21 protein-coding genes and 1 pseudogene are annotated in these 21,450 nt (G+C 55.0%); 11 read left to right on the top strand and 11 right to left on the bottom strand.

Annotated features, from left to right (window positions below; translation table 11 throughout):
- Positions 1–24: 24 nt before the first annotated feature.
- Positions 25–273: a hypothetical protein gene (locus AC0L7S_RS15585; protein WP_473471850.1), complete on the top strand. Its 249-nt coding sequence runs from the start codon at positions 25–27 to the stop codon at positions 271–273.
- 809 nt (positions 274–1,082) lie between these two features.
- Positions 1,083–1,610, top strand: coding sequence for a hypothetical protein (locus AC0L7S_RS15590; protein WP_473471851.1), 528 nt, complete (start codon positions 1,083–1,085; stop codon positions 1,608–1,610).
- A 13-nt stretch (positions 1,611–1,623) separates the two neighbouring features.
- Here the strand turns inward: AC0L7S_RS15590 and AC0L7S_RS15595 are convergent, their stop codons facing one another.
- From AC0L7S_RS15595 to AC0L7S_RS15610, 4 genes and pseudogenes are all read right to left on the bottom strand, one after another.
- Complete coding sequence (locus AC0L7S_RS15595) at positions 1,624–2,853, bottom strand: O-antigen ligase family protein (RefSeq protein WP_473471852.1); 1,230 nt, start codon at positions 2,851–2,853, stop codon at positions 1,624–1,626.
- A complete protein-coding gene (locus AC0L7S_RS15600; protein ID WP_473471853.1) occupies positions 2,850–4,385 on the bottom strand; it encodes an undecaprenyl-phosphate glucose phosphotransferase in 1,536 nt (511 codons plus the stop codon). The genes AC0L7S_RS15595 and AC0L7S_RS15600 overlap by 4 nt, the downstream gene beginning before the upstream one ends.
- 106 nt (positions 4,386–4,491) lie before the next feature.
- Positions 4,492–5,620, bottom strand: a pseudogene (locus AC0L7S_RS15605) (glycosyltransferase family 4 protein).
- A gap of 4 nt (positions 5,621–5,624) precedes the next feature.
- Complete coding sequence (locus tag AC0L7S_RS15610) at positions 5,625–6,188, bottom strand: polysaccharide biosynthesis/export family protein (RefSeq protein WP_473471854.1); 564 nt, start codon at positions 6,186–6,188, stop codon at positions 5,625–5,627.
- Between the two features lie 242 nt (positions 6,189–6,430).
- Between AC0L7S_RS15610 and AC0L7S_RS15615 the strand changes: the two genes are divergently transcribed.
- Complete coding sequence (locus AC0L7S_RS15615) at positions 6,431–8,560, top strand: GumC family protein (protein ID WP_473471855.1); 2,130 nt, start codon at positions 6,431–6,433, stop codon at positions 8,558–8,560.
- 85 nt (positions 8,561–8,645) lie between these two features.
- Here the strand turns inward: AC0L7S_RS15615 and AC0L7S_RS15620 are convergent, their stop codons facing one another.
- The gene (locus tag AC0L7S_RS15620; RefSeq protein WP_473471856.1) at positions 8,646–9,863 is read right to left on the bottom strand and encodes a GNAT family N-acetyltransferase; all 1,218 of its coding nucleotides are present in this window, start codon (positions 9,861–9,863) and stop codon (positions 8,646–8,648) included.
- Between the two features lie 139 nt (positions 9,864–10,002).
- Positions 10,003–10,218 carry a DUF2842 domain-containing protein gene (locus AC0L7S_RS15625; RefSeq protein WP_473471857.1) on the bottom strand — a complete coding sequence of 72 codons (216 nt, stop codon included), beginning with the start codon at positions 10,216–10,218 and terminating at the stop codon, positions 10,003–10,005.
- 162 nt (positions 10,219–10,380) lie between these two features.
- Here AC0L7S_RS15625 and AC0L7S_RS15630 point away from each other — a divergent pair, with 162 nt between their 5' ends.
- Positions 10,381–11,475: a COX15/CtaA family protein gene (locus AC0L7S_RS15630; RefSeq protein WP_473471858.1), complete on the top strand. Its 1,095-nt coding sequence runs from the start codon at positions 10,381–10,383 to the stop codon at positions 11,473–11,475.
- 50 nt (positions 11,476–11,525) lie between these two features.
- Here the strand turns inward: AC0L7S_RS15630 and argC are convergent, their stop codons facing one another.
- Positions 11,526–12,458 carry an N-acetyl-gamma-glutamyl-phosphate reductase gene (gene argC, locus AC0L7S_RS15635; protein ID WP_473471859.1) on the bottom strand — a complete coding sequence of 311 codons (933 nt, stop codon included), beginning with the start codon at positions 12,456–12,458 and terminating at the stop codon, positions 11,526–11,528.
- Between the two features lie 15 nt (positions 12,459–12,473).
- Positions 12,474–13,472, bottom strand: coding sequence for an agmatinase (speB, locus tag AC0L7S_RS15640; RefSeq protein WP_473471860.1), 999 nt, complete (start codon positions 13,470–13,472; stop codon positions 12,474–12,476).
- A gap of 125 nt (positions 13,473–13,597) precedes the next feature.
- On the opposite strand from speB, the gene AC0L7S_RS15645 reads away from it, so the two are divergent.
- From AC0L7S_RS15645 to AC0L7S_RS15655, 3 genes are all read left to right on the top strand, one after another.
- Complete coding sequence (locus tag AC0L7S_RS15645) at positions 13,598–14,806, top strand: acyltransferase family protein (protein ID WP_473471861.1); 1,209 nt, start codon at positions 13,598–13,600, stop codon at positions 14,804–14,806.
- Positions 14,807–14,993: 187 nt separating this feature from the next.
- Positions 14,994–15,425: a phasin family protein gene (locus AC0L7S_RS15650; RefSeq protein WP_473471862.1), complete on the top strand. Its 432-nt coding sequence runs from the start codon at positions 14,994–14,996 to the stop codon at positions 15,423–15,425.
- A gap of 158 nt (positions 15,426–15,583) precedes the next feature.
- A complete protein-coding gene (locus AC0L7S_RS15655; protein ID WP_473471863.1) occupies positions 15,584–16,069 on the top strand; it encodes a MaoC family dehydratase in 486 nt (161 codons plus the stop codon).
- Positions 16,070–16,113: 44 nt separating this feature from the next.
- Here the strand turns inward: AC0L7S_RS15655 and AC0L7S_RS15660 are convergent, their stop codons facing one another.
- From AC0L7S_RS15660 to AC0L7S_RS15670, 3 genes are read right to left on the bottom strand one after another with little or no spacing between them, the layout of a single operon-like run.
- The gene (locus tag AC0L7S_RS15660; RefSeq protein ID WP_473471864.1) at positions 16,114–17,154 is read right to left on the bottom strand and encodes a zinc-dependent alcohol dehydrogenase family protein; all 1,041 of its coding nucleotides are present in this window, start codon (positions 17,152–17,154) and stop codon (positions 16,114–16,116) included.
- A gap of 16 nt (positions 17,155–17,170) precedes the next feature.
- Positions 17,171–17,830 carry a maleylacetoacetate isomerase gene (gene maiA / locus AC0L7S_RS15665; protein WP_473471865.1) on the bottom strand — a complete coding sequence of 220 codons (660 nt, stop codon included), beginning with the start codon at positions 17,828–17,830 and terminating at the stop codon, positions 17,171–17,173.
- Positions 17,827–18,522 carry a fumarylacetoacetate hydrolase family protein gene (locus tag AC0L7S_RS15670; protein WP_473471866.1) on the bottom strand — a complete coding sequence of 232 codons (696 nt, stop codon included), beginning with the start codon at positions 18,520–18,522 and terminating at the stop codon, positions 17,827–17,829. The genes maiA and AC0L7S_RS15670 overlap by 4 nt, the downstream gene beginning before the upstream one ends.
- Here AC0L7S_RS15670 and AC0L7S_RS15675 point away from each other — a divergent pair.
- From AC0L7S_RS15675 to AC0L7S_RS15690, 4 genes are read left to right on the top strand one after another with little or no spacing between them, the layout of a single operon-like run.
- A complete protein-coding gene (locus AC0L7S_RS15675; protein WP_473471867.1) occupies positions 18,521–18,691 on the top strand; it encodes a hypothetical protein in 171 nt (56 codons plus the stop codon). The two genes, AC0L7S_RS15670 and AC0L7S_RS15675, sit on opposite strands and share 2 nt — an antisense overlap.
- A gap of 43 nt (positions 18,692–18,734) precedes the next feature.
- Positions 18,735–20,039, top strand: coding sequence for a serine--tRNA ligase (serS, locus tag AC0L7S_RS15680; protein WP_473471868.1), 1,305 nt, complete (start codon positions 18,735–18,737; stop codon positions 20,037–20,039).
- Complete coding sequence (gene surE, locus AC0L7S_RS15685) at positions 20,039–20,797, top strand: 5'/3'-nucleotidase SurE (protein WP_473471869.1); 759 nt, start codon at positions 20,039–20,041, stop codon at positions 20,795–20,797. Before serS ends, surE begins: the two co-directional genes overlap by 1 nt.
- Positions 20,794–21,447: a protein-L-isoaspartate(D-aspartate) O-methyltransferase gene (locus tag AC0L7S_RS15690; protein WP_473471870.1), complete on the top strand. Its 654-nt coding sequence runs from the start codon at positions 20,794–20,796 to the stop codon at positions 21,445–21,447. Before surE ends, AC0L7S_RS15690 begins: the two co-directional genes overlap by 4 nt.
- The last annotated feature ends 3 nt before the right edge of the window (positions 21,448–21,450 follow it).

Here is a 21,450-nt window from a genome sequence, read left to right on the forward strand (position 1 = left end):
TGTGTTGGTGCTCGACGATTCATTGTGGTTGACATTGCCGTTCAGGTTGCCATTGAGGCTGGCATTGGCGTTCAGGTTACCATTTCCATTCAGGTTACCGTTGCCGTTGCCATTCAGGTTACCGTTGCCGTTACCGTTCAGGTTACCGTTGCCGTTACCGTTCAGGTTACCGTTGCCGTTGCCATTACCATTCCAGTTTCCATTCTCGCTTTCGGAACTGCTGGACTGGAATTGGCCCTGGCCTTGACCTTGACCTTGGCCTTGTGCCTGTAGCTCAGCTTGAGCCTGAGCCTGGAATTCATCCTGGCTCTGATTCTGACTTGGGTCAAAATTGTAGTTATTGTGATGATTGTTTCTAGACGCACCCATAGCGGTCACTTTCTCTAAAATGCCGTGTCAGCGTGACCCTATTCATCTTTTAAAGGGCCTTGAGCTGCGCAGCGGTTGCTTTCAGGGATTGGCTCGATCAAACAAATTCAGTAGCAGGACACAATATTGCATCCATGCCATCCAGTCCCCACTTGCTAAAACGAGCATCAATTTCTTGAAATTCGGGCACACCAATTCTTTCGGCGAAAAAAATGTTCTTCGCGCCGTCGCGGTAGACCCACAATCAATCGAACACTCGTATCCCTTTACCTTGGGATAGCGGCAGTCTGTTCTCAGGTGAGTTTTTAGCCTAGTCGTACATTAGAGCTAGATCGTTGAGGTATCCCCCATTTCGGTCTTGTCGGTGAGGGGCTTACGCAAGGGAAAATCGCTTTGATATCAAATGTAAGAGAAGAACATCCCGGCAAGATCAATGTATTTAGAATTAACCTCGGTTAATGGTCCCTACCTCTTTTTAATTATGCAATGAATGGTGGATAACGTGCCTAGAATAGCCTCATCTGTTGCTTGTTGGCATTCTTGGGGCACGGGATCGCGAATCTTGGCGGCTAGAGCATCGGACCGAAAAGTGGTTGCCGGGTTTCGGAATTCCCCGATGCTCTATCAAAGTGAGAGAGCATCCTTTGTGCGTCCAATTGGACCCATGGCGCTGCAGGCTGGCGCGTGGAAATGAAGTTGAGGGAAACTTGGTGATGGTTGGTGAGCAAAAGAGTATATCGGCGCCTGGACGCCCCAATGCGCAAGGGCTCGATCAAATCCTGCTCCTGCTTGGCAGGCTGAATTACACCTGGACCAATACCGAGAGCCTTCTTATTTATCTGATCGCCGGTCTTGCAAGGGTCGACAAGCAAACGGCAATTGTCATCTTCCTGACGCTCAATACGACGAGAGCCAGAATGGATCTGGTTGAGCGCCTGACCAAACTGCCGAAAACGCCGGACAAATGCGGAAACGATATCCGCGCGCTACTCGATCGGCTTGGGCAACAATCGAAACTGAGGAACAAATACAGTCATTGCATCTACTCCTTCGACGAGAAGGGTGACATTTCGCATACGCAACAGATGCGAATTTTCGACGGCAAGGAATCGATCAAATACGGAAAGATCGAAGCACTTGATGAGATCGAGGTCGGCCGGATTTCAGACTGCATCAATGATATCGCGGATGTGAACAAGAAGATCTGGGATGTCGTGCGGGCCAATAAATTTCCTACCTGAAGCTGCGTCGGCTCTAAAGATGCGAACGCCGCTGAAAGCGGTATTCCAGTGCGATTCCTCCCCATATCATGCCAAGCAGAAGATAGAAGTGGCGCCAATGGTCGGTATCGATGAAGGTGCCAAGACCGATGTGGCCGAGATAGACAACATAGGCGCACAAGACATAGGGCTGCCATGGCCGATCGCGCAGCAATAGGCGAAAACCGGCAGCCAGCGTCCACAACGTCAAGATGAGGTATGAAGCGAAGCCGAGCCACCCGTAGTCCATCAAGGCTTTGAGCCAAATATCATGGGTGTCTTCGCCATATATCTGGCCGAACACAAGGGGACCGATGCCAAGCGGGTGTTCGGTTGCCAGCCCAAAGCCGATGGCATAGCGGGCAAAGCGGCCCAGCCGTGCCGAGTCGTAATCCTGCGCGAGCTGGGCGCGGTTTGAGAACATTTCGGAGACGCCGGGAATCTGCAAGATGACAAGCATCGCAATGACAAGCAGCGCAATGGCTGCGATGCTCATGACGACGATGCGCAGCCTGAAACGGCCACTCATGCTTTGCAAAAACAAGGCTCCTGTGAGGAAGATTGCCGCGACAGCAAACAGGCCCCATGCGCCGCGCGAAAAGGACAGGAAGATGCCGCCGACAATGATGAGCAGTGGCATGGCAATCAGTGGCATGCGCGTTATCGGACCGGTCAATAAGAGATAAAGCAGGTAGATGCCGGGAAGCACTAGGAACGGCCCGAAGACGTTGGGGTCCTGGAAAACACCTGCGGCGCGCCCATATCTGGTGAATATCTCGGCACCGGGAAAAGCGTGAAAATAGCCCGCTATTCCGAAGATTGAAGTCACCACCGCCGACGTAACATATGCGATGAAGATGAGGCGATACAGATCCGGTCGCTGCGCCGTGACAGATGCAAAGAATACTGCGGTAAACGCCAGGAAGATCGATACGGACAGATAGAGCGGCGTTTCCATGAGATCGGCCATCTGGGTCATCGATATGAAGCCGCCAATGTTGAACGACACCAGCAGGATGAGAAGAGGCACGCAAGCACGCGAAATTCTAAGGCCCAATACCGCCCAAACGCCGATCAGAGCGACCATGTAGATGTCGTAGGGTGCCGGTTCATGAATGACGAAGCCCGACAGGAAAATGCCGAGAAAGACAGCGCCCGAGGCGATCAACGCGATCAGCTTGGCGTTAACGGCTTCCGGTGCCAGCTCATTTGTGACGGTGCTCAATACGCATTTTCCGTGTTGAGGAGACGTATTGGCGTCAGTAACAGGATTTTGAGATCAAACAGCAAGGACCAGTTCTCAATGTAGAAAAGGTCGAACTCGGTGCGCATTCTGATCTTCTCGTTGGTGTCCATTTCGCCGCGCCAGCCATTGATCTGGGCCCAGCCGGTAACGCCGGGCTTGACCTTGTGGCGCGCGAAATAGCCGTCGACGACTTCGTTGTAGAGAAGGTTGTGCGACTGTGCCGCAATCGCATGCGGGCGAGGGCCGACCAGCGAGAGCGAGCCAAAGAGTGCGTTGAAGAACTGGGGTAGTTCGTCAATGGATGCCTTGCGGATAAAGCGGCCTACGCGGGTCACGCGAGGGTCGTTTCTGGTTACGGTGTTCTTGGCCGACGGATCGGATTGTTCGGTGTACATGGAACGGAATTTATAGACTTCGACGATCTCGTTGTTAAAGCCGTGCCGCTTTTGCTTGAAGAGAACGGGGCCTTTGCTGTCGAGCTTTATCGCAATGGCGGTTGCCAGCATGATCGGCGAAAATACAATGATCCCAATAAGGCTGAAGACGATGTCGAAAGCGCGCTTGGCGACGGAATCCCAGTCGTTGATCGGCTTGTCGAAAATGTCGAGCATGGGTACGGCGCCAATATAGGAATAGGCGCGGGGTCGGAATTGCAAGGCATTGGAGTGGGCTGAGAGGCGAATATCGACCGGCAGCACCCAAAGCTTTTTCAGCAGTTGCAGGACGCGCCTTTCAGCGGTGACCGGCAGCGATACGATCAACATGTCGATACGTGCGATCCGGGCGAATGCAATAAGTTGTGAAATTGTACCGAGCTTCGGATAACCCGCAACAAGCGGCGGCGAGCGCTTGTCGTCGCGATCATCAAAAATGCCGCATATGCGGATGTCGTTGTAGGGTTGGCGCTCAACGGAACGGATCAGATTTTCCGCTGCCGGTCCGCCGCCGACGATCACTGCCCGGCGCTCCATGCGTCCGTTGCGGGCCCAATTTCTAATCACCCTGGACATGACCAGACGCAAGCCGAAAATAAGCATGAAACCGACGACGAACCAGATGCCGAAGATCATCCGTGAAAAGTCCTCGGTGATCTTCATGATGAAGCCGGTCAGTGTCATCAATGCAAAAGCACCCGCCCACATCAGAAGGATGCGGGAAAAATTGGAAACCGGGCGCATCAGCGCAGAAACCTGATAGCAGTCGCTAAGCTCAAGCATCACCACAGCAAGGAGCGATGCGGTTGTCAGCACAAGTGGATATTGCCAGGCAAGATGCGTGAACGCACCGAGGTAGAAGCAGTAAACCGCAATTCCTGACAGAAACAAAACGGCGAATTCGGTGATGCGCAACACACCGCTGACCATGACCGGTGACATGGTGTCACGACGGTATTGGGATGCGACGTTTCTGGCGACCTCGTTCAGGTCAGCAGGGGTGTTTTCTCCTGCCGCTCCTTCGAGTTTGCGCACCGCATCTATCGAAAAGCGGCGTGCGGGATCGATTTCATTCATCAGACTGCCTGTCAGCTTTCACAGGCTGATATCAAAAGAGAGCTAAGAAAGCCTTGAACCGGCAGATTTATTTGAACAATCAGTGCTGTACCCCGGAGATCAAGGCTTATTTTTGTATCGCAGAAAAATAGGCTTTCTCGATTTCGCGCGCCATCACGTCGGCTCCGAAACGCGCCTTCAATTCAGATGATGGGGGCATCAACGTCCGATAGGTATCAAGATCGCTCAGTGCGTTGCTGATCTTCTTGCCAAATTCGACAGGGTCAGGCTGAACAAGGGCTGGCGATGTGGCACCGAAAATCTCGGGGATACCCCCGACCGATGCCGCTACCATCGGCTTTCTCGCCGCAAGCGTTTCCAAGACGATGTAGGGCATTGCTTCGGCACGTGAGGGAACGACGACAAGCTGCCCCAGTGCAAACGCTTTTCGTGCTGGCATGGGGGAAGAAAATGCACCCGGTCTGCGAGACCGAGACGTTTTACCTGCGCATGGTATTTCTCGAGATCATCACCTGCACCGACCATGATCGCGTTCAGCGGACGAGCAAGCAGGCTTTCGGCCCGGACGATGGCGTCAATGAAGATATCGGGGCCCTTCAGGTCGCGCATCATGCCGATATACAATAAATCCGCGGCGTCGGGAGGGCTGGTTACCGGCTCGAATTCGGGGGACCGAAGGCCGTTGTAGACGAGGCTGTTGGGAATTGGCGGTTCGCCCACTTTCTTGCGGTATGCGCGCCGTTCGTAATCGGACACGAACAGCAGATGATCGGTGAAATAACTCATGAACCGCTCAATGGCGAAGAATGTCTTTCCCGTGACAGTTGCTTCGTCGTAATGAAGGCTACCCCCATGCGGTGAATAAAGACGGGCTACGCGAGACCTTGAAACCCGTAACAGTGAGCCGAAAAGACGGGCATATGTTCCCCCTTTGCACCGTGCCCATGAAGCACGTGCGGCTGCAATTTCTTGATGATCTTGAATGTACGCCAAGCTGACGCAACATCTCCGGGGCCTATGTGGCGTTGCATGCGGGTGCGGTGAATGCCCAGCGACAGGCTATCGCCAATATCTGCGAACAGGCGCTCCTCGAAATCACCGCCCGTGCTCGAATCGCACACGATGCCGACCGAATGTCCTGCTGCGACCTGCGCCTCGGTTAAATCACGCACATGACGGAATATTCCACCCACAGGGGAACGAAAGCAGTGAACGATCCGTAATTTGTCGGGCACGTCTTCAGAACAAGCGTTCGCGGACATAGACGGTATCGCCGGGCATCAATGGATCGGAAGTCCTGACCCTGCCGGTTATTACCTTGCCGTTGATGTCGCGTGTGATGTCGACGCTTTCCTGATTGGCCCGCGGGGAAAATCCGCCGGCGATTGCGATCGATTTTTGCACTGTGAGGCCCGGAACATAGGAATATTGCCCAGCCGCTCCCACTTCGCCCATGACAAAGATTGGCCGATAGCGGTCAATCTCGACCGATACATCGGGGTCGCGCAGATATCCTTCACGAAGTTTGGCCGCAATGGCACCTTCCATCTGTTGCGCGGTATGACCACGCGCCGGGATTGCACCAACAAGCGGGAATGAAATGTAGCCCGACTGGTCGACGCTATAGGTGTTGGTCAAGCCTGGCTGTTCGAAGACGGTCACACGCACACGGTCGCCTGCGCCAAGATGATAGGGCTGATCGAGAACTTCATGAAAAGCCGCTGGTGTTGGCCGATAGCTGGAACATCCAGCAAGCATGGCTACAGCAAGAAGCGCACTAGACAAGACAGCGTGGCTTTTCATTACGAACTACATACCTTCGACTGGCCGCCGTCGGGATGCGGCGAACTTGCAGGATCAAGCCGGATTATCATCCCGTTAGGGTTAATGGCGGGTAAAAGACGCGGTCTGGCCATGCCAGATAACAATGTAATCGGGGCAGGCGTGACCGCGTCAAAGCCTAATAGATGCTTACAGCGATCTTAACGGGTGAGTTACCATAGTTGTTTACGGTGTTCCTGACCCATTTTTCTGGAGTAGGGCGCATGTCAGGTGTTCAATCGACGGCAGCGGATATCGATGTCGATCTCAGGCAGCTTTTCGCGAGCCTTGCGAAGAACTGGTTGCGCATTCTCATCGTCGCTTTGGCTGTTACCGGCGTGGCGCTGCTGATCGCCTGGATGTCGACGCCAAAATACAAAGCCGAAACAAGGCTTTTGATCGAAACGCGCGAGTCAGTCTTTACGCGCCCCGATGCCGGTCAAAGTGATCGGCCCATTCTCGACGAAGAAGGCGTCACCAGCCAGGTTCAGGTCATATCGTCGACGGACATTCTCAAGCAGGCGGCTGAAAAGCTCGATCTTGCCAAATTGCCTGAGTTCAACGATGCGGCGAACATGTCGTTTGTCAGCCGTCTTTTGGTGATTGTCGGGCTCAAGAGTGATCCCAACGAGATTCCGGAAGAAGAGCGTGTTCTCAAAAACATGCGTGAGAAGCTCAATGTCTATCGTGTTGAAAAGTCACGCGTTATCGTCATCGAGTTTTCGTCTGCCGATCCCAAACTTGCGGCCTCTATCCCGAACGCCATTGCTGAGGCGTATATCTCGGTTCAGGGCAACGCCAAGCTTGCGTCGAATTCTGCCGCGACCGATTGGTTGGAACCTGAAATCAAGGATCTGTCGCAGCGGGTCAAAAACGCTGAGGCCAAGGTTGCCGACTATCGCGCGCAATCCGATTTGCTGATCGGCCAGAACAACGCATCATTGGCCACGCAGCAGCTTTCTGAGCTATCCAGCGAACTCTCACGGGTACGTGCGAGCAGGGCGTCGGCTGAAGCAACGGCTTCCAGTGTGCGCAAGGCATTGCAAGGCGGCGCTTCCCTCGATGCCATACCGGAAGTGCTATCTTCAAACCTGATCCAGCGGCTGCGCGAGCGCCAATTACAGATCAAGACGGATATTGCCGATCTGTCTACGACGCTTCTCGACAATCATCCGCGTATTCGCTCGCTCAAATCGCAGCTTGCCGACCTCGACAAGCAAATTCGCGACGAAGCCGAGAAAGTTCTAAAAGGACTGACGACTGAGGCGACGACGGCGCAGGGGCGCGAGAGCCAACTTGTCGCCGATGTCAACAAGATGAAGGCGCAGGCGGCGCGTGCCGGCGAACAGCAAGTCGAACTCAACGCATTGGAACGGGAAGCCAATTCCCAGCGCCAGTTGCTTGAATCCTACATGACACGCTACCGCGAGGCGTCATCTCGCCAGGACCGCAACTATCTACCTGTTGACGCGCGCGTGTTTTCACTGGCGGTGACGCCAGCGGAGCCATATTTTCCGAAAATCATTCCCATTGCCACGGCTGCCTTTACTGCATCGCTTTTGATTATGGCGGTCATCACGCTGTTGCAGGAACTGTTTTCAGGTAGAGCCATGCGCCCTGCTTCAGGCACAAGGCCAACGCTTGTCCAGCAGGTTGCAATGCCCGGCGGGCCGTATGTGCGAAATGGAATAGACGGTGATCTGAGAACCGCAAATGACGATTGGTCGCATTCCTCGCAAACTGCATCTGCCAGTTTGGGACTTGGAGAGATCGACATCGAAAAGGCGGTTGAAAAGCTGATTGCCGGAGTTGCCAACCGTGCGATATTCGTCTCACCGGAAGGCGACGAAGCGGCGGCAAGTTCCGTCCTTGTTGCGCGCGAAGTGTCGGACGCCGGATTGCGCGTGCTTCTGCTTGATCTGACGGCAACGGGGGCGGCTTCGAGGCCGATGCTGGAAAGCGGCGTGTTTGCGGGGATTACCAACCTGCTCGCTTCAGAAGCGCAATTCAGTGACGTGATCCACCCCGATCACTATTCGGACTGCCATGTTATCCCCGTTGGAACGGCGGACCCGGTACGCGCCATGCGCGCCGCAGACAGGCTGCCGATCATCATGCAATCTCTGACTACGGCATATGATCTGGTTGTTGTGGAGTGCGGTCCGAGCGACGCTCAGGGTATTGCGCGTCTAGTCGGCGAGGATGATACGGAAGTCTTTGTCAGCGTGCTCGAGCCGGATGAAAATGTGGTGCAGGCTGCGGTTGGTCTGATCGAAAACGGGTATCCGGAGCTGATGTTGGTAACGCCAGTTGGCCATGAGCCACCGGTGCCAGGAAAATTCGCAGCCGCTTAAGCGCGTCGTATTGGCGTTACTCGATCACGATGATTAAGGACGGGACGCGGGCGCAAAACCATTACCCACTTTTCTTCGGATCGCTCTAACCGGATTTTGGGTTTCCCTTGGCCCCGGTTTTGCGGCGAACGGTCTTGGCCAAAGACCACAGGGTAGGGCTGTTTTTGACGTAAGCCTTCATTTTGGCATTCAGCTTCTGGCTTTGGGCAAACAGATTTCCTTTCAGGGTAAGCGGCACCAGTGCTTCAAAGTGTTGTGTTTCGATGTCGCACCATTGGCGCTTGTATGGTTCGTCCCCAACCGAGAAATCGTAAACGCCAAAACCCTGTTCGCAGGCTTCTTGTATATTGTCGTAGAAGAGAAAATCACCCGGGCTGGCATGTGTGAGTTCGTCGTCGGCGAATGCGCCGAATTCGCATATCAAACGCCCGCTCGATCGGCTAGCCCCGGTGATTGCACGTAACTTTCCGTCGACTTCAAACCCATGCAGTACGAATATAGGTGACGGTTCGGATGCCGCGCCTGCGAAAAGTTCGTGGAAGAATTGGCGAACCTCCTCATTCGCGAAGACATCAGCTATGCCCATTTGGCGGAAGCGCGATTCTTTCATTGCGAAGAACGCATCGAGAAGAATTCTCGTTTCGTCTCGGGATTGTGCCTGAATGCGCCGGTAAGGGCCGACGGCTTCGAACTTGCGGCTTTGCGAACGGTGCTTTTTTCGTTTCCGCTTGGCGCTTGTTCGCTCCAGAACAGCGTCGAACCCGCCGTCAAGATTCACGGCGAGCGAGATGTTCGGGCTTTGGAAGTGGTTCAGCAGGAGCAACGGGTTAGCATGCCCGTCCATTTCCGGTAGCAGTCGCTGCAAGGCGATGGCGTCAACATCTGGCCGGGTTTTGGCAATCTTTTCAAGAAGCAGTTGCATGTGCGATGCGGTAATTTTTCCAAGCCATTCCGTTGCACAGGCGGGAAAGTTTCCGTTGGCATGCCCACCGCCCATGAATTGAGCGATTTGAAACGGACCTGAATGCTGGATCTCCAACGCAAGCGCCAGAGCCGGGCGCTCGTTCAGGCTCAATATTGCTATGATTGTATCTGGCGCGACATTGGCCGCCCAGTGCTGCACCCATGCGCCACTTTGCGCCGGTGCCGAAATGCCGGTTTGGCAGAGCGCTTTATAGGCCGAAATCGCCTCGTCAGACGCGTTGGAGATATGAACCTGCATCCCATAATCCGATTTCGCGGGATGTGCGGTCATGGATTTGGAACAATCACTGTCTTCAAATGACGCTGTAGCGTCAGTCATCCTTCGGTCCTTCAGGTGTAGCTGTTACTACTTCGCAATTTGTTCTTTCGCGTTGGGTGCGTCCGCCAACCTACGAGAAAAAGATGAAGGAATGGATGATGGACCCTGTGATTGCAGGGCCGTTGAGAAAGCGGACAATTCAGTTGCGCGGGCGAGGCTCCAGGATGAGCCATTTGATGATGCCCATTGCCGGTAAAATCCAGAGCAGGCCACTGAAGACGAAAAAGACGAGATGCACAAGAGGTCCGGATTCGGACAGTTGCGCTACAGCTACGATCGTTGCGACGATGGCATATACGATCACCAACAACACCAGCAGCACGGTTCCAATGAGCTTTTTCAGGCGAATGGGCATCGACAACAATCTCTTCAGAGCTATTTTGCTCCCGCTTAGGCCGGATAACGCATATGTGCAACCCGATCGGTCTGGCGCGACGGCGTGCCGCGCCATCGGACCTTGCCACGAGGGAGGCTATAGTACACCAATCCGCGACTTTCATCCGCTGGACAAATGCTCATGGCTTCCATCGACGATTACTCATCGCTTCAAACGGCACAAAACCGTGCCAGTCATAACCGTGCCCTTATCAGAGGTTGGCTTTACGGGGTTCTGGTTGTTCTGTTTGCGTTGGTGCTGGTTGGTGGTGCGACACGGATGACGGATTCGGGCCTGTCCATAACAGAGTGGAAGCCGATACATGGGGTCATCCCACCGCTCAATAAGGCTGAATGGCAGGAGGAATTCCAAAAATATCAGCAAATCCCCCAATATGCCGAACTCAATCAGGGAATGAGCCTCCAGGCGTTCAAGTCGATTTTCTGGTGGGAATGGGCTCACCGCTTGCTGGCGCGTGGCGTCGGCTTTGTTTTCGCGCTGCCTCTGGTGTTTTTCTGGGCGTCGCGCCGCATCGAACGTGGGCTTGCGCCCAAACTGGCCGGTATTCTGGCGCTCGGCGCATTTCAGGGCGCTGTCGGCTGGTGGATGGTAACTTCCGGTCTCGCCGATCGTATTTCAGTCAGCCAATACCGTTTAGCCACGCATCTCACCATCGCTGCCCTGATCTTTACCGCGACGATGGTGGTGGCGCGCGGTCTTGCACCACATTCCGGGAACCCCGCAGATCGCAGGACGCAGCGGATGGCCGGGATCATCGTGCTGATGGCTTTATTTCAAATCTACCTTGGTGGGCTGGTCGCAGGGCTGCATGCTGGGCTTAGTTACAACACGTGGCCCTTGATGGACGGAAGGCTTGTTCCCGATGGCCTGTTGGTCATTGAACCATTGTGGCGTAATTTTTTCGAAAGCCCCAAAACGGTTCAATTCTTACATAGGATTGGCGCGTATGTGCTGTTTGGCTTGGCTTTGTGGCACATGATCGCCACGCATCGCCGCTTTGCCGGAACCACTCACGCGCGACGTGCAGTTCTTTTATTCATCTTGGTGGCTGTGCAAGCGTCAATCGGGATTTCGACCCTGATCATGCATGTGCCGCTGCATCTTGCACTCACGCATCAGGGTTTTGCGCTGATCGTGCTGGGTTTTGCCGCAGCACATTGGCGCGGCACGAAGGGTGCTTATCCGCTACCTCACGCTGGCGCGGTTGCACCTTAATCGCGCAACTTCCGAGGCGGCTGTGCATACCATTGAAATGCCGCGACCTGTCAGTGCTTGGTGGCGAGCATCAGGTCCAGATTCTGAACAGCGGCCCCCGATGCGCCTTTGCCGAGATTGTCGTAAACCGCGATCAACAGGGCTTGTGCCTTGGCATCGTTGGCAAAGACGTAAAGCCTCATACGGTTGGTGCCGTTGAATCGCTGCGGATCGAGTTCAGGAACGCGCTCCACATGTTCATAGGGCGCGACTTCGACCATTCCATCTTCAATGCCAGCGAAATGGCCGGCGATTGCAGCATGTAAATCGATACCCTTTGGTGCCTTGCTTAAACTGCCAAGTTGCAACGGCACGACTGTCATCATTCCCTGAGCAAAATTGCCGACGGCTGGTTGCATGACCGGGTCATGTGAAAGCCGGGCATAGGCTTTCAATTCGGGTATGTGCTTGTGCTGGAGTGTCAGCCCATAGGGCAGGAATTCCGACGCCTTATCGCCCTTGGCAACGTAATCCTCGATCATCGGGCGGCCACCGCCGGAATATCCCGAAATACCATTTATGGTAATGGGAAAATTTGCGGGCAAAAGCCCACTTGCGACCAGTGGTCTGAGCGAAGCGATGGGGCCTTGCGGCCAGCAACCGGGATTGGCAACACGCATGGCGGCGGCGATCTTTTCCGGCTGGTCCTTGTCAAGTTCAGCAAAGCCATATTCCCAGCCATCCGCAACGCGATGCGCGGTTGAAGCATCAATGACGCGGGTGGTGTCGTTCTCGATCAGGGACACGCTTTCTTTTGCGGCGTCATCCGGCAGGCACAGGATCGCGACGTCGGCGGCGTTCAGGTATTCGGCACGCGCGGCTGTTTCCTTCCTGCGTTCTGTGGGAACGGAAATAATCTCGAGATCGCTGCGTGCCGATAAAAGCGCCCTGATCTGGAGACCCGTGGTTCCGTGTTCTCCATCAATGAATATTTTCGGTTTCATTCCTGCCATTCCGCCTTAAATGCCGTGTCCAAGATGTTCGCCATTCGCCTCTTGGTCGCCTGTTTTTGATCTGGCTTTGCGTTCGGCCACAAGGCCAAGATAATGCATAGCTACCATCGAACCGGCGATGGCGGTTATATCGGCGTGATCGTAGGCGGGCGCAACCTCTACAATGTCGGCGCCGACAATATCGACCTGGCCGATCTGGCGAAGCGTTGAAAGCATTTTTGCCGAGGACGGGCCGCCCGCAACAGGAGTACCCGTGCCGGGTGCGAAGGCAGGATCGAGGCAATCAATGTCGAATGTGACATATGTCTTTCTGCCGCCGGTGCGCTCGACGATGGCATAGGCGATGTCGGAGGCGCGCATTTCCTCGATTTCATAGCCGTGGATCATCTTGATACCGCATGTTTCGGGCGCATGGGTGCGGATGCCTATCTGGATAGAGCGGTCGGCATCTATGATGCCTTCCTTGACGGCGCGCCCGACGAAGGAACCATGATCGATGCGCTTGCCGTCGTCTGGCCATGTGTCTTGATGAGCATCAAACTGGACGAGCGCCAAAGGACCATGCTTGGCGGCATGTGCCTTGAGCAACGGCCAGGTGACGAAGTGATCGCCGCCGAGTGTCACCAGAAATGCGCCGGATTTCAGGATTTTAGCTGCTTCGCGTTCAATCGTTGCCGGCGTCTTCTGGTGATTTCCGCTATCGAGCAGGCAGTCGCCATAGTCGACAACGGCCATGTCCTCGAACAGGTCGCGTGAGAAGGGATATTGTGGGTCGGTGTCGAGGATTGCGGAGGCGCGGCGGATCGCCTGCGGGCCGAAGCGGGCACCGGGCCGATTGGTAACAGCAGCATCGAAGGGAATACCCCACACCACGGCATCTGCGCCTTTCACGTCTTTCGAATATTTTCGACGCATGAAAGAAAGCGCGCCGGCATATGTCGGCTCGGATGCGGAGCCCGATTTGCTACGGGCGGTGAAGGCATGGTCGATGGTGCTATTTGACATCGTGGATCTTTGTCTCTGTTGGTCGCGTGCAACAATTATAGAACCGGCACGAAACTTGCCAGTCTTCTCGTAGAGAAGTGAAAGGGCGTTGCAAAATGCCCGTGCGGGACAGGATGTGACCCAACGTGACGCAAGCGGTATTTATTGATGCGTTTCCAAGTAGGACAAAAGCGCTGCCGATCTCCGGTGAACGCTTCGCCGTGCTGGATTCCTGGCGGGGAATTTGTGCCTTGCTGGTGGTCCTGTTCCATTTTCCAACGAGTTCCATTGTTTCGCAGAACGCATTTGTCGGCTCGTCGTATCTGTTTGTCGATTTTTTCTTCGTGCTTTCCGGGTTTGTGATAGCGGCAAGTTATGGCGGCCGTCTCGACGACAGGGCAGCGGTTGGGCGCTTCGCCTTGGTGCGCTTTGGACGCATCTATCCGCTGCATCTGTTCATGCTTGCGATGTTTATTGCTTTTGAGCTTTTACGATGGTTGTTGCCGCAGCTGCGAAATGCTGGTGGAGAACCATTTTCCGGCGGTACGGACCTGTCCAGCCTGCTTAGCAACCTTCTATTGCTGCATGGGATGGGCATTGAGGGCGGACTGACGTGGAATGCACCCAGCTGGAGCATCTCGGCGGAATTCTTCACTTATTTGCTGTTCGCCACGGTGATGATCCTCGCTGGAAACAGGGGCTGGATATGGTTGCTCGCGGCGGCGGTGACTGCGCCTTTGTTCCTGCTCGCTTTTTCCACCCGGCACATGGATGTATCTTATGATTTCGGTTTCATTCGGTGCCTGTATGGATTTTCACTCGGTGCTTTGCTGGCGTGGTTTAAACACGAATCGATATTGAATGCGCGACAGGCGCTTGCGCGGACGGGGAACAATCAACTTTGGACGTTGATCGAGGTCACAACGATATTGGCGATCATTCTGTTCGTAGCCCTGGCTGGAGACAATGAGGCCAGCATTGCGGCTCCGCTGGTATTCACCGCGGCACTTTTCGTCTTTGCGCATGAAGCAGGCAGCATCAGCCGACTGTTGCGCGGACCTGCCATGCTCACACTTGGTGCAATGTCATACTCTATCTACATGGTTCATATCTTCATTCAGCGTTGTATGATCAATGTTGCAGATTTACTGCAGCGTAAATTCGGGCTGGATATTGTCGGCGGTCTGACGTTGCGCGGTGACACAACAGTTGGTTTTGGGCCGGGCGCACATTGGATCGGGCTGGTGGCGGTTGTTGTCATGATCATAGCCACGCTTATTGCCTCGTGGCTTACGTGGCGGTTTGTGGAAATGCCCGCTTTGCGCTGGTTTCGCCGGATGGCAAAACACATCTGACGGCAAATTGCTTGCCTCTGCGTTCGCGGGGCAAGCAGGTTTTCCGCGGTGGCATGGATATCGCCAGTTGGCAGGCATTGTTTTCCATCTTGCGCAGATGGCGCTGCTCGCCAATTGACCATGGGAGCCACTGCTCTATTCTCTTGAAAATAGCTACCACACTAGTGGCACGAATGGAGCAATGATCATGGCCAAGCAATCGCAATCGGAGTCGTTTATGGACCTTTTCGCCAAGTTCGGCCGGGACCTGAAAATGCCAAATGTCGATGTTGACGCGATCCTTGATCATCATCGCAAGAATCTTGAAGCATTGGAGGAATCGGCAAAAGCCTCTGCTGCCGGAATCTCCTCTCTGGCAAACAGGCAACGCGAGATGGTGGAGGAGGCGATGCGTGAAATCACCGATATGGCACAAAACTATCGCGCTCCGGGCGATACAAAGGAAATGGTGGCCAAGCAGGCCGAATTTGCCCGCAAATCCTTTGAAACTGCCGTCAAAAACACCAGCGAAGTGGCCGATCTGGCCAAAAAATCGGGATCGGAATCCGTGGAAATATTGCGCAAACGTATCAAGGAAGCCACGGAAGAGGTTCGCAAGGGCTACGACAAAACCAAATAGGCGCTGCCATTTATCGACCTTTGATGTGAGCGCAGCGTGGGGCGGGCTGTTTGTGCCGTTGCATCCAACAAGTCGGTCACGCAATCAGCCATGTCGAATTGACATGAGGCATTTTTGGCGTCAGGCAAACACAATGAAGGCAATCAGAAAGGGCAGGAATGACGAAGCAGCCACCTACCTTTGAAGAATTGAAGACGCTGGTTGGTCAGGAACTCGGCGTTTCAGACTGGACCGTCATAGATCAGGAGCGCATCGACAAGTTTGCCGACTGCACGGGCGATCATCAATGGCTCCATACAGACCCTGAGCGGGTGAAGCGCGAAAGCCCGTTTCGCGTCACGATTGCGCATGGCTATCTTACATTGTCGATTATCGGTGCACTCAGTCAGGAAATGGACATTGCGCCGGAAAATACGCGGGCCGTATTTAACTATGGCATGGACAAGGTGCGTTTTCTGGCTCCCGTGCGGGTCGGGTCGCGCGTGCGTCTGCATGCAACCTTGATGTGGGTCGAAGACAAGTCCCCCGGTCAATATTTGATGAAGTTTGCCAATTCCATCGAAATCGAAGGCGAAGAAAAGGCGGCGCTGGTTGCCGAGACGCTGGTCATGTTTTACGAGCGGCGCAAGAGAGCATCCGCCTGACCAATGTCTTCAGGAAACACCGGACACCATTTTTCCTGGAAATGCTAGAATTGCGTCACTACGCCGATGCCTAGGCCCTCGAAATTGTCCATTGCCATCAATGCCTGCGGTGCTTCTTCCAGGCTGATGTGCTTGCCCAGCAAAAGTTCAGGCTTGAGTTTGCCCTTGCCGATCATGTCCATCATTGCGGAATAGCGGAAAGCCTGCATGCCGTGGCTGCCGCGAATTTCGAGCTCAAAAGCGATGACTTTCGACATGGGGATCGCGGCCTTGGCGTGTTCGCCGAGCATCAAGCCTACCTGAATATGGCGACCACGGCGACGCAGGTTCGATACCGAATTGAAACAGGTGGTGGGATGGCCGAGCGCGTCCACTGACATGTGGGCACCGCCGTTGGTGATCTGCTTGACTGCCTTGACCACATTGGGCGTCGTTGATGCATTTATGGTGGCAACTGCGCCGATTTTCCTGGCGAGATCCAGTTTTTCCTCGGTGAGGTCGATGGCCACGACATTTGCGCCCATGGAACTGGCAATCATGATGGCCGACAGGCCGACGCCGCCGCAGCCATGCACGGCGACCCATTCGCCCGGTTTGACGCGGCCTTGGTCGACAATGGCGCGAAACGAGGTGACGAAGCGGCATCCAAGACTGGCCGCGGTGGCAAATTCCATCTCTTCGGGAATGGCCACCAGATTAACGTCGGCAAAGTCGAGAGCAACATATTGCGCGTAGGAACCCCAGCTTGAAAAGCCCGGCTGAAACTGGTGTTCGCATACCTGATGGTTGCCAGAGGTGCATTCAAAGCACCGACCGCAACCGCCAACGAATGGCACGGTAACGCGGTTTCCGGTTTTCCATCTTGCCACATTCTTGCCGACCGCTACCACAGTTCCGGCCAGTTCATGGCCGGGTACATGGGGCAGGCGAATACTCGGATCGTGGCCCATCCAGCCATGCCAATCGCTGCGGCACAGACCGGTTGCTTCAACCTTGACGACGACGCCATCGGGCGAGGGCATCGGATCGGCAACGGTTTCGATTGTCGGTGCTTCGCCGAATTTCTCGAAAAGAACAGCTTTCACAAAATGGGCCTTTCAATCATGACAACGCTTCGGCGTCGATCTGGTGTTGCGGTGCGGCTTTTTCAAAAGCGGGCATGGCCATGCAGGCTGCATGGATGCGGGCAATGGTCGGATAGGGCGTCATGTCTACCTTGAAGCGAGCGTTGTTGACCACTTGCGCGACAAGACAGATATCGGCGAGGCCAGGTGTGTCGCCATGGCAGAATGTTCCGGTTTGCGGTGACAGGCTCAGCATCTTTTCAAGCGGCTGGAAACCCTCATTGACCCAGTGCCTGAACCAGTTGATGACATCAATATCGCCAGCACTAAACAGAGTGCGAAGGCTGGTAAGTATGCGCAAATTGTTGATGGGATGGATGTCGCAGGCAATCATCTGAGCCAGCATTCTGACCCGCGCGCGGCCAGCGGCATCGCCTGGCAGCAATGGCGGCTCGGGAAGGGTTTCGTCCAGAAACTCGATGATCGCCAATGATTGAGCAAGGAGCTTGCCGTCGCTCCAGACCAAGGCCGGAACCAATCCTTGCGGGTTGACCGAGAGATAGGCCGGTTCCAGATGTTCACCGTGGCGCAGATGGTGCGCGACATAGCGGTAGGTCACACCTTTCATCTCGAGCGCAATGCGCACACGGTATGAGGTGGAGGAGCGATAATAATTGTGAAGGATGATCTCGCTCATTGAGGTTTTCCGATCATCAGGTCGATTGCGCCAATCCCTTCGATCTCTCCCCGCACCTGATCGCCGGGCAGGAGCGGCCCGACGCCGGCGGGCGTGCCTGTGAAAATGAGATCGCCTGCTTTCAGCTCGACCGCCTCGCTGCAAATCGCAACGATATCGGAGATTGGCCAGATCAGTTCGGTGAGATCGCCTTCCTGTTTCACCACACCGTTGACCGAAAGCTGAATTTTCCCCTTGTCCGGATGGCCACATTGTTGCGCTGGAACCAATGGACCGCAAGGGGCTGAACGATCGAAGCCCTTTGACCAGTCCCAGGGCTTCGAGGTCTTTTTTGCTGCTTCCTGCAAATCGCGCCGCGTCAGGTCGATGCCGGCAGCGTAACCCCAAACATGATCGAGGGCATCTTTGCGCGCGATACGAAAGCCGTTCTTGCCAATGGCGGCGACAAGTTCAATTTCGTGGTGAAAGTTTTTGGTCAGCGGCGGATAAGGAATCGTTGCGCCGGAATCGACAACGGCGTCAGCCGGTTTGGTGAAGAAGAAGGGCGGGTCGAGCGCGTCATTGCCAAGTTCGCGTGCGTGCGCGGCGTAGTTGCGACCGACGCAGAAGATGCGGCGCACCGGAAAACGTTCGTTCTTACCAGCAACGGCAATTGATGGTGTCTGGGGCAGGGGCAGTGAAAAAGCGGTCATGCTCTATCTCGCTTTCGACGCGACAATTCACGGTGAAACGATTGATTGTCGCATTTTTCTCTACCTTCAACTGATTTGTTCGAGCGGGCAAGAACGGCTTTGGTTCAACATCACGCTTGCGTTGAAAAATGCGGGGCACGCCATTGCAGCGTCTTGCATCGGCTCATGATGCGGTTTACGCCCTTGGCGCTTTAGTGAGGATTGGTCTGGTCATGCTTGACATCAAGTGGATTCGTGAGAACCCCAAGGTTCTGGTTGATGCGCTGAAGAAGCGCTCCTGGTCCGATGGCGAGGCGCAATCCACAGTTGACGGCCTTGTTGCAAGCGACGAAGCGCGGCGTGCGCATCTTGGCAAATTGCAGGAGGCGCAAGAGCGCCGCAACGTCGCCTCGAAGGAAATCGGCAAGGCGATGGCTGCCAAGGACATGGCATTGGCCGAAACGCTCAAGGCTGAGGTCGGTGAGATCAAAACCCTTATCCAGAATGGCGAGGCGGAGGAGCGTCGTCTGGACAAGGAACTCAATGATGCATTGGCTGTCATTCCCAATATTCCGCTGGACGACGTACCGGTGGGCAAGGACGAAAACGACAATGTCGTGTTGCGAAAAGTCGGCAAAGTGCCGGCGCGCCCCGAATGGGTGAAAGAGCATTTCGAGATCGGCGAAGCGCTTGGCATGATGGATTTCGAGCGCGCGGCAAAATTGTCGGGTTCGCGCTTTACCGTGCTGAAAGGGCCGTTGGCACGGCTGGAGCGGGCGCTTGGCCAATTCATGCTCGACCTGCACACCACCGAGCACGGCTATATGGAAGTGCAGCCGCCCTTGCTGGTGCGCGACGAAGCATTGTTTGGGACGGGACAGTTACCCAAATTCGAGGAAGACTTGTTTTTTGTGAATCATGGGGAGGCTCGTCTTGGTCTCATCCCCACCGCCGAAGTCCCTTTGACCAATCTGGTGCGTGAAGAAATCACTGCTTTTGAAAACCTGCCGCTGCGCTTTACTGCGCTGACGCCGTGTTTCCGTTCCGAAGCCGGTTCGGCTGGCCGCGACACGCGCGGCATGTTGCGTCAGCACCAGTTCTACAAGGTCGAGATGGTGTCGATCACCGATGCGGAAAATGCGATTGCTGAACATGAACGCATGACCGGATGTGCCGAGGACGTGCTGAAACGGCTGGACCTGCCGTTTCGTACCATGACGCTATGCACTGGCGACATGGGATTTGGCGCGCGCAAGACTTACGACATCGAGGTCTGGCTACCCGGCCAGGACGCTTATCGCGAGATCTCGTCGTGCTCGGTTTGTGGCGATTTTCAGGGGCGGCGCATGAATGCGCGCTACAAGGACAAGGACGGAAAGGGAAATCTGTTTGTCCATACACTGAACGGTTCGGGTGTTGCCGTGGGCCGCGCCCTTATCGCCGTCATGGAAAACTACCAGAATGAAGATGGAAGCATAACCATTCCTGAAGCCTTGCGGCCCTATATGGGTGGTACAGAAAAGATCGAAGCGAAATAATGCGCATTCTCCTGACAAATGATGACGGCATTCACGCCGAAGGCTTGGCTTCTCTGGAGAAGGTAGCGCGCACGCTTTCCGATGACGTGTGGGTGGTTGCGCCCGAGACTGATCAATCGGGCTATGCGCATTCGCTCTCCATTTCCGAGCCGCTTCGACTGCGCAAAGTCGGTGAGAAACACTTTGCCGTTCGCGGAACGCCGACCGATTGCGTTATCATGGGCGTGCGCAAGATCATGCCTGAAATGCCCGATCTTATTCTTTCCGGTATCAATTCCGGTGCCAATATCGCCGATGATGTGACATATTCGGGCACGGTGGCCGGTGCGATGGAAGGCGCGTTGCTTGGCATTCGCTCCATCGCCATCAGCCAAGCCTATCGCTATAGTGGCGAGGACCGCATCGTTGCCTACGAGACAACGGAAGCCCTGGCTCCGGCATTGCTGGGTAAGTTGATTTCGACGCCGTTGCCAAATGGCGTTCTCCTCAATATCAATTTTCCCAACTGCGCACCGCAGGAGGTCGAAGGCACGGTCATCACTTCGCAAGGCAAGGTCGTTCACAGCCTGTGGATTGACGAGCGGCGCGACGGGCGCGGCCTGCCATATTACTGGCTTCGGTTTGGTGGTGAACGGGCGGAAGGCAAGAAGGGCACTGACCTTCATGCCTTACATAACAGGCTGATTTCCGTCACGCCTTTGCAGCTTGACCTTACCGCCCATGAGTTTCGAGATCAGCTAACCAAGGCGATTGCATGAACGCTACGCTGGAAGACCGCGAGGGCTTTGCCGCCTTTATGCTTCGTTTGCGAGGCAAGGGCTCTGTTGCAAAATCATTGATTGCAGCGTTTGAAGCGACGCCGAGGCGCGATTTTCTGGCGGCTCAGTTCAATGGCATTGCGTGGTCAGACCGGATGCTGCCGATTGAATGCGGCGAAGCAATCGAAGGTGTCGATTTGCAAGCCGCGATCATTGCAGCACTTGCCATCGAGCCCAACCATCGCGTTCTGGAGATCGGAACCGGGTCGGGCTATACGGCTGGCGTATTGTCGCGGCTTGCCGCGCGCGTGGTAAGCGTTGAACGTTACAAGACACTGGTCGAACAGGCTCGCCAGCGGCATGAAGCGCTTGGCATTTCCAATGTCATCATTCGCCATGCCGATGGATCGAACGGGTTGTCGAATGAAGGTCCGTTTGATCGCATTGTCGTATGGGCGTCATTCGATAGCTTGCCCCGGTTTCTGCTTGATCAATTGTCGAGCAGTGGCATCGTCATCACGCCAATCGGGCTGGAGGAAAGTGAGCAAGTGGTTGCCAAGCTCACAAAGGTCGGCAGCCGCTTCGAGCGCGAGGACATCGGGATGGTGCGGCTCCAGCCGATTTTGCCGGGCATTGCCGCAGTCATCTGACGG

Source organism: Mesorhizobium sp. G2-6-1 (assembly GCF_055809095.1).

Bases quoted from the DNA above. Each gene is read 5' to 3' on its own strand.
- AC0L7S_RS15590 (WP_473471851.1), top strand. From the start codon at position 1,083: ATGGTTGGTGAGCAAAAGAGTATATCGGCGCCTGGACGCCCCAATGCG.
- AC0L7S_RS15600 (WP_473471853.1), bottom strand. From the start codon at position 4,385: ATGAATGAAATCGATCCCGCACGCCGCTTTTCGATAGATGCGGTGCGC.
- AC0L7S_RS15610 (WP_473471854.1), bottom strand. From the start codon at position 6,188: ATGAAAAGCCACGCTGTCTTGTCTAGTGCGCTTCTTGCTGTAGCCATG.
- AC0L7S_RS15615 (WP_473471855.1), top strand. From the start codon at position 6,431: ATGTCAGGTGTTCAATCGACGGCAGCGGATATCGATGTCGATCTCAGG.
- AC0L7S_RS15620 (WP_473471856.1), bottom strand. From the start codon at position 9,863: ATGACTGACGCTACAGCGTCATTTGAAGACAGTGATTGTTCCAAATCC.
- AC0L7S_RS15625 (WP_473471857.1), bottom strand. From the start codon at position 10,218: ATGCCCATTCGCCTGAAAAAGCTCATTGGAACCGTGCTGCTGGTGTTG.
- AC0L7S_RS15630 (WP_473471858.1), top strand. From the start codon at position 10,381: ATGGCTTCCATCGACGATTACTCATCGCTTCAAACGGCACAAAACCGT.
- argC (WP_473471859.1), bottom strand. From the start codon at position 12,458: ATGAAACCGAAAATATTCATTGATGGAGAACACGGAACCACGGGTCTC.
- speB (WP_473471860.1), bottom strand. From the start codon at position 13,472: ATGTCAAATAGCACCATCGACCATGCCTTCACCGCCCGTAGCAAATCG.
- AC0L7S_RS15650 (WP_473471862.1), top strand. From the start codon at position 14,994: ATGGCCAAGCAATCGCAATCGGAGTCGTTTATGGACCTTTTCGCCAAG.
- AC0L7S_RS15655 (WP_473471863.1), top strand. From the start codon at position 15,584: ATGACGAAGCAGCCACCTACCTTTGAAGAATTGAAGACGCTGGTTGGT.
- maiA (WP_473471865.1), bottom strand. From the start codon at position 17,830: ATGAGCGAGATCATCCTTCACAATTATTATCGCTCCTCCACCTCATAC.
- AC0L7S_RS15675 (WP_473471867.1), top strand. From the start codon at position 18,521: ATGCTCTATCTCGCTTTCGACGCGACAATTCACGGTGAAACGATTGAT.
- AC0L7S_RS15670 (WP_473471866.1), bottom strand. From the start codon at position 18,522: ATGACCGCTTTTTCACTGCCCCTGCCCCAGACACCATCAATTGCCGTT.
- serS (WP_473471868.1), top strand. From the start codon at position 18,735: ATGCTTGACATCAAGTGGATTCGTGAGAACCCCAAGGTTCTGGTTGAT.
- surE (WP_473471869.1), top strand. From the start codon at position 20,039: ATGCGCATTCTCCTGACAAATGATGACGGCATTCACGCCGAAGGCTTG.
- AC0L7S_RS15690 (WP_473471870.1), top strand. From the start codon at position 20,794: ATGAACGCTACGCTGGAAGACCGCGAGGGCTTTGCCGCCTTTATGCTT.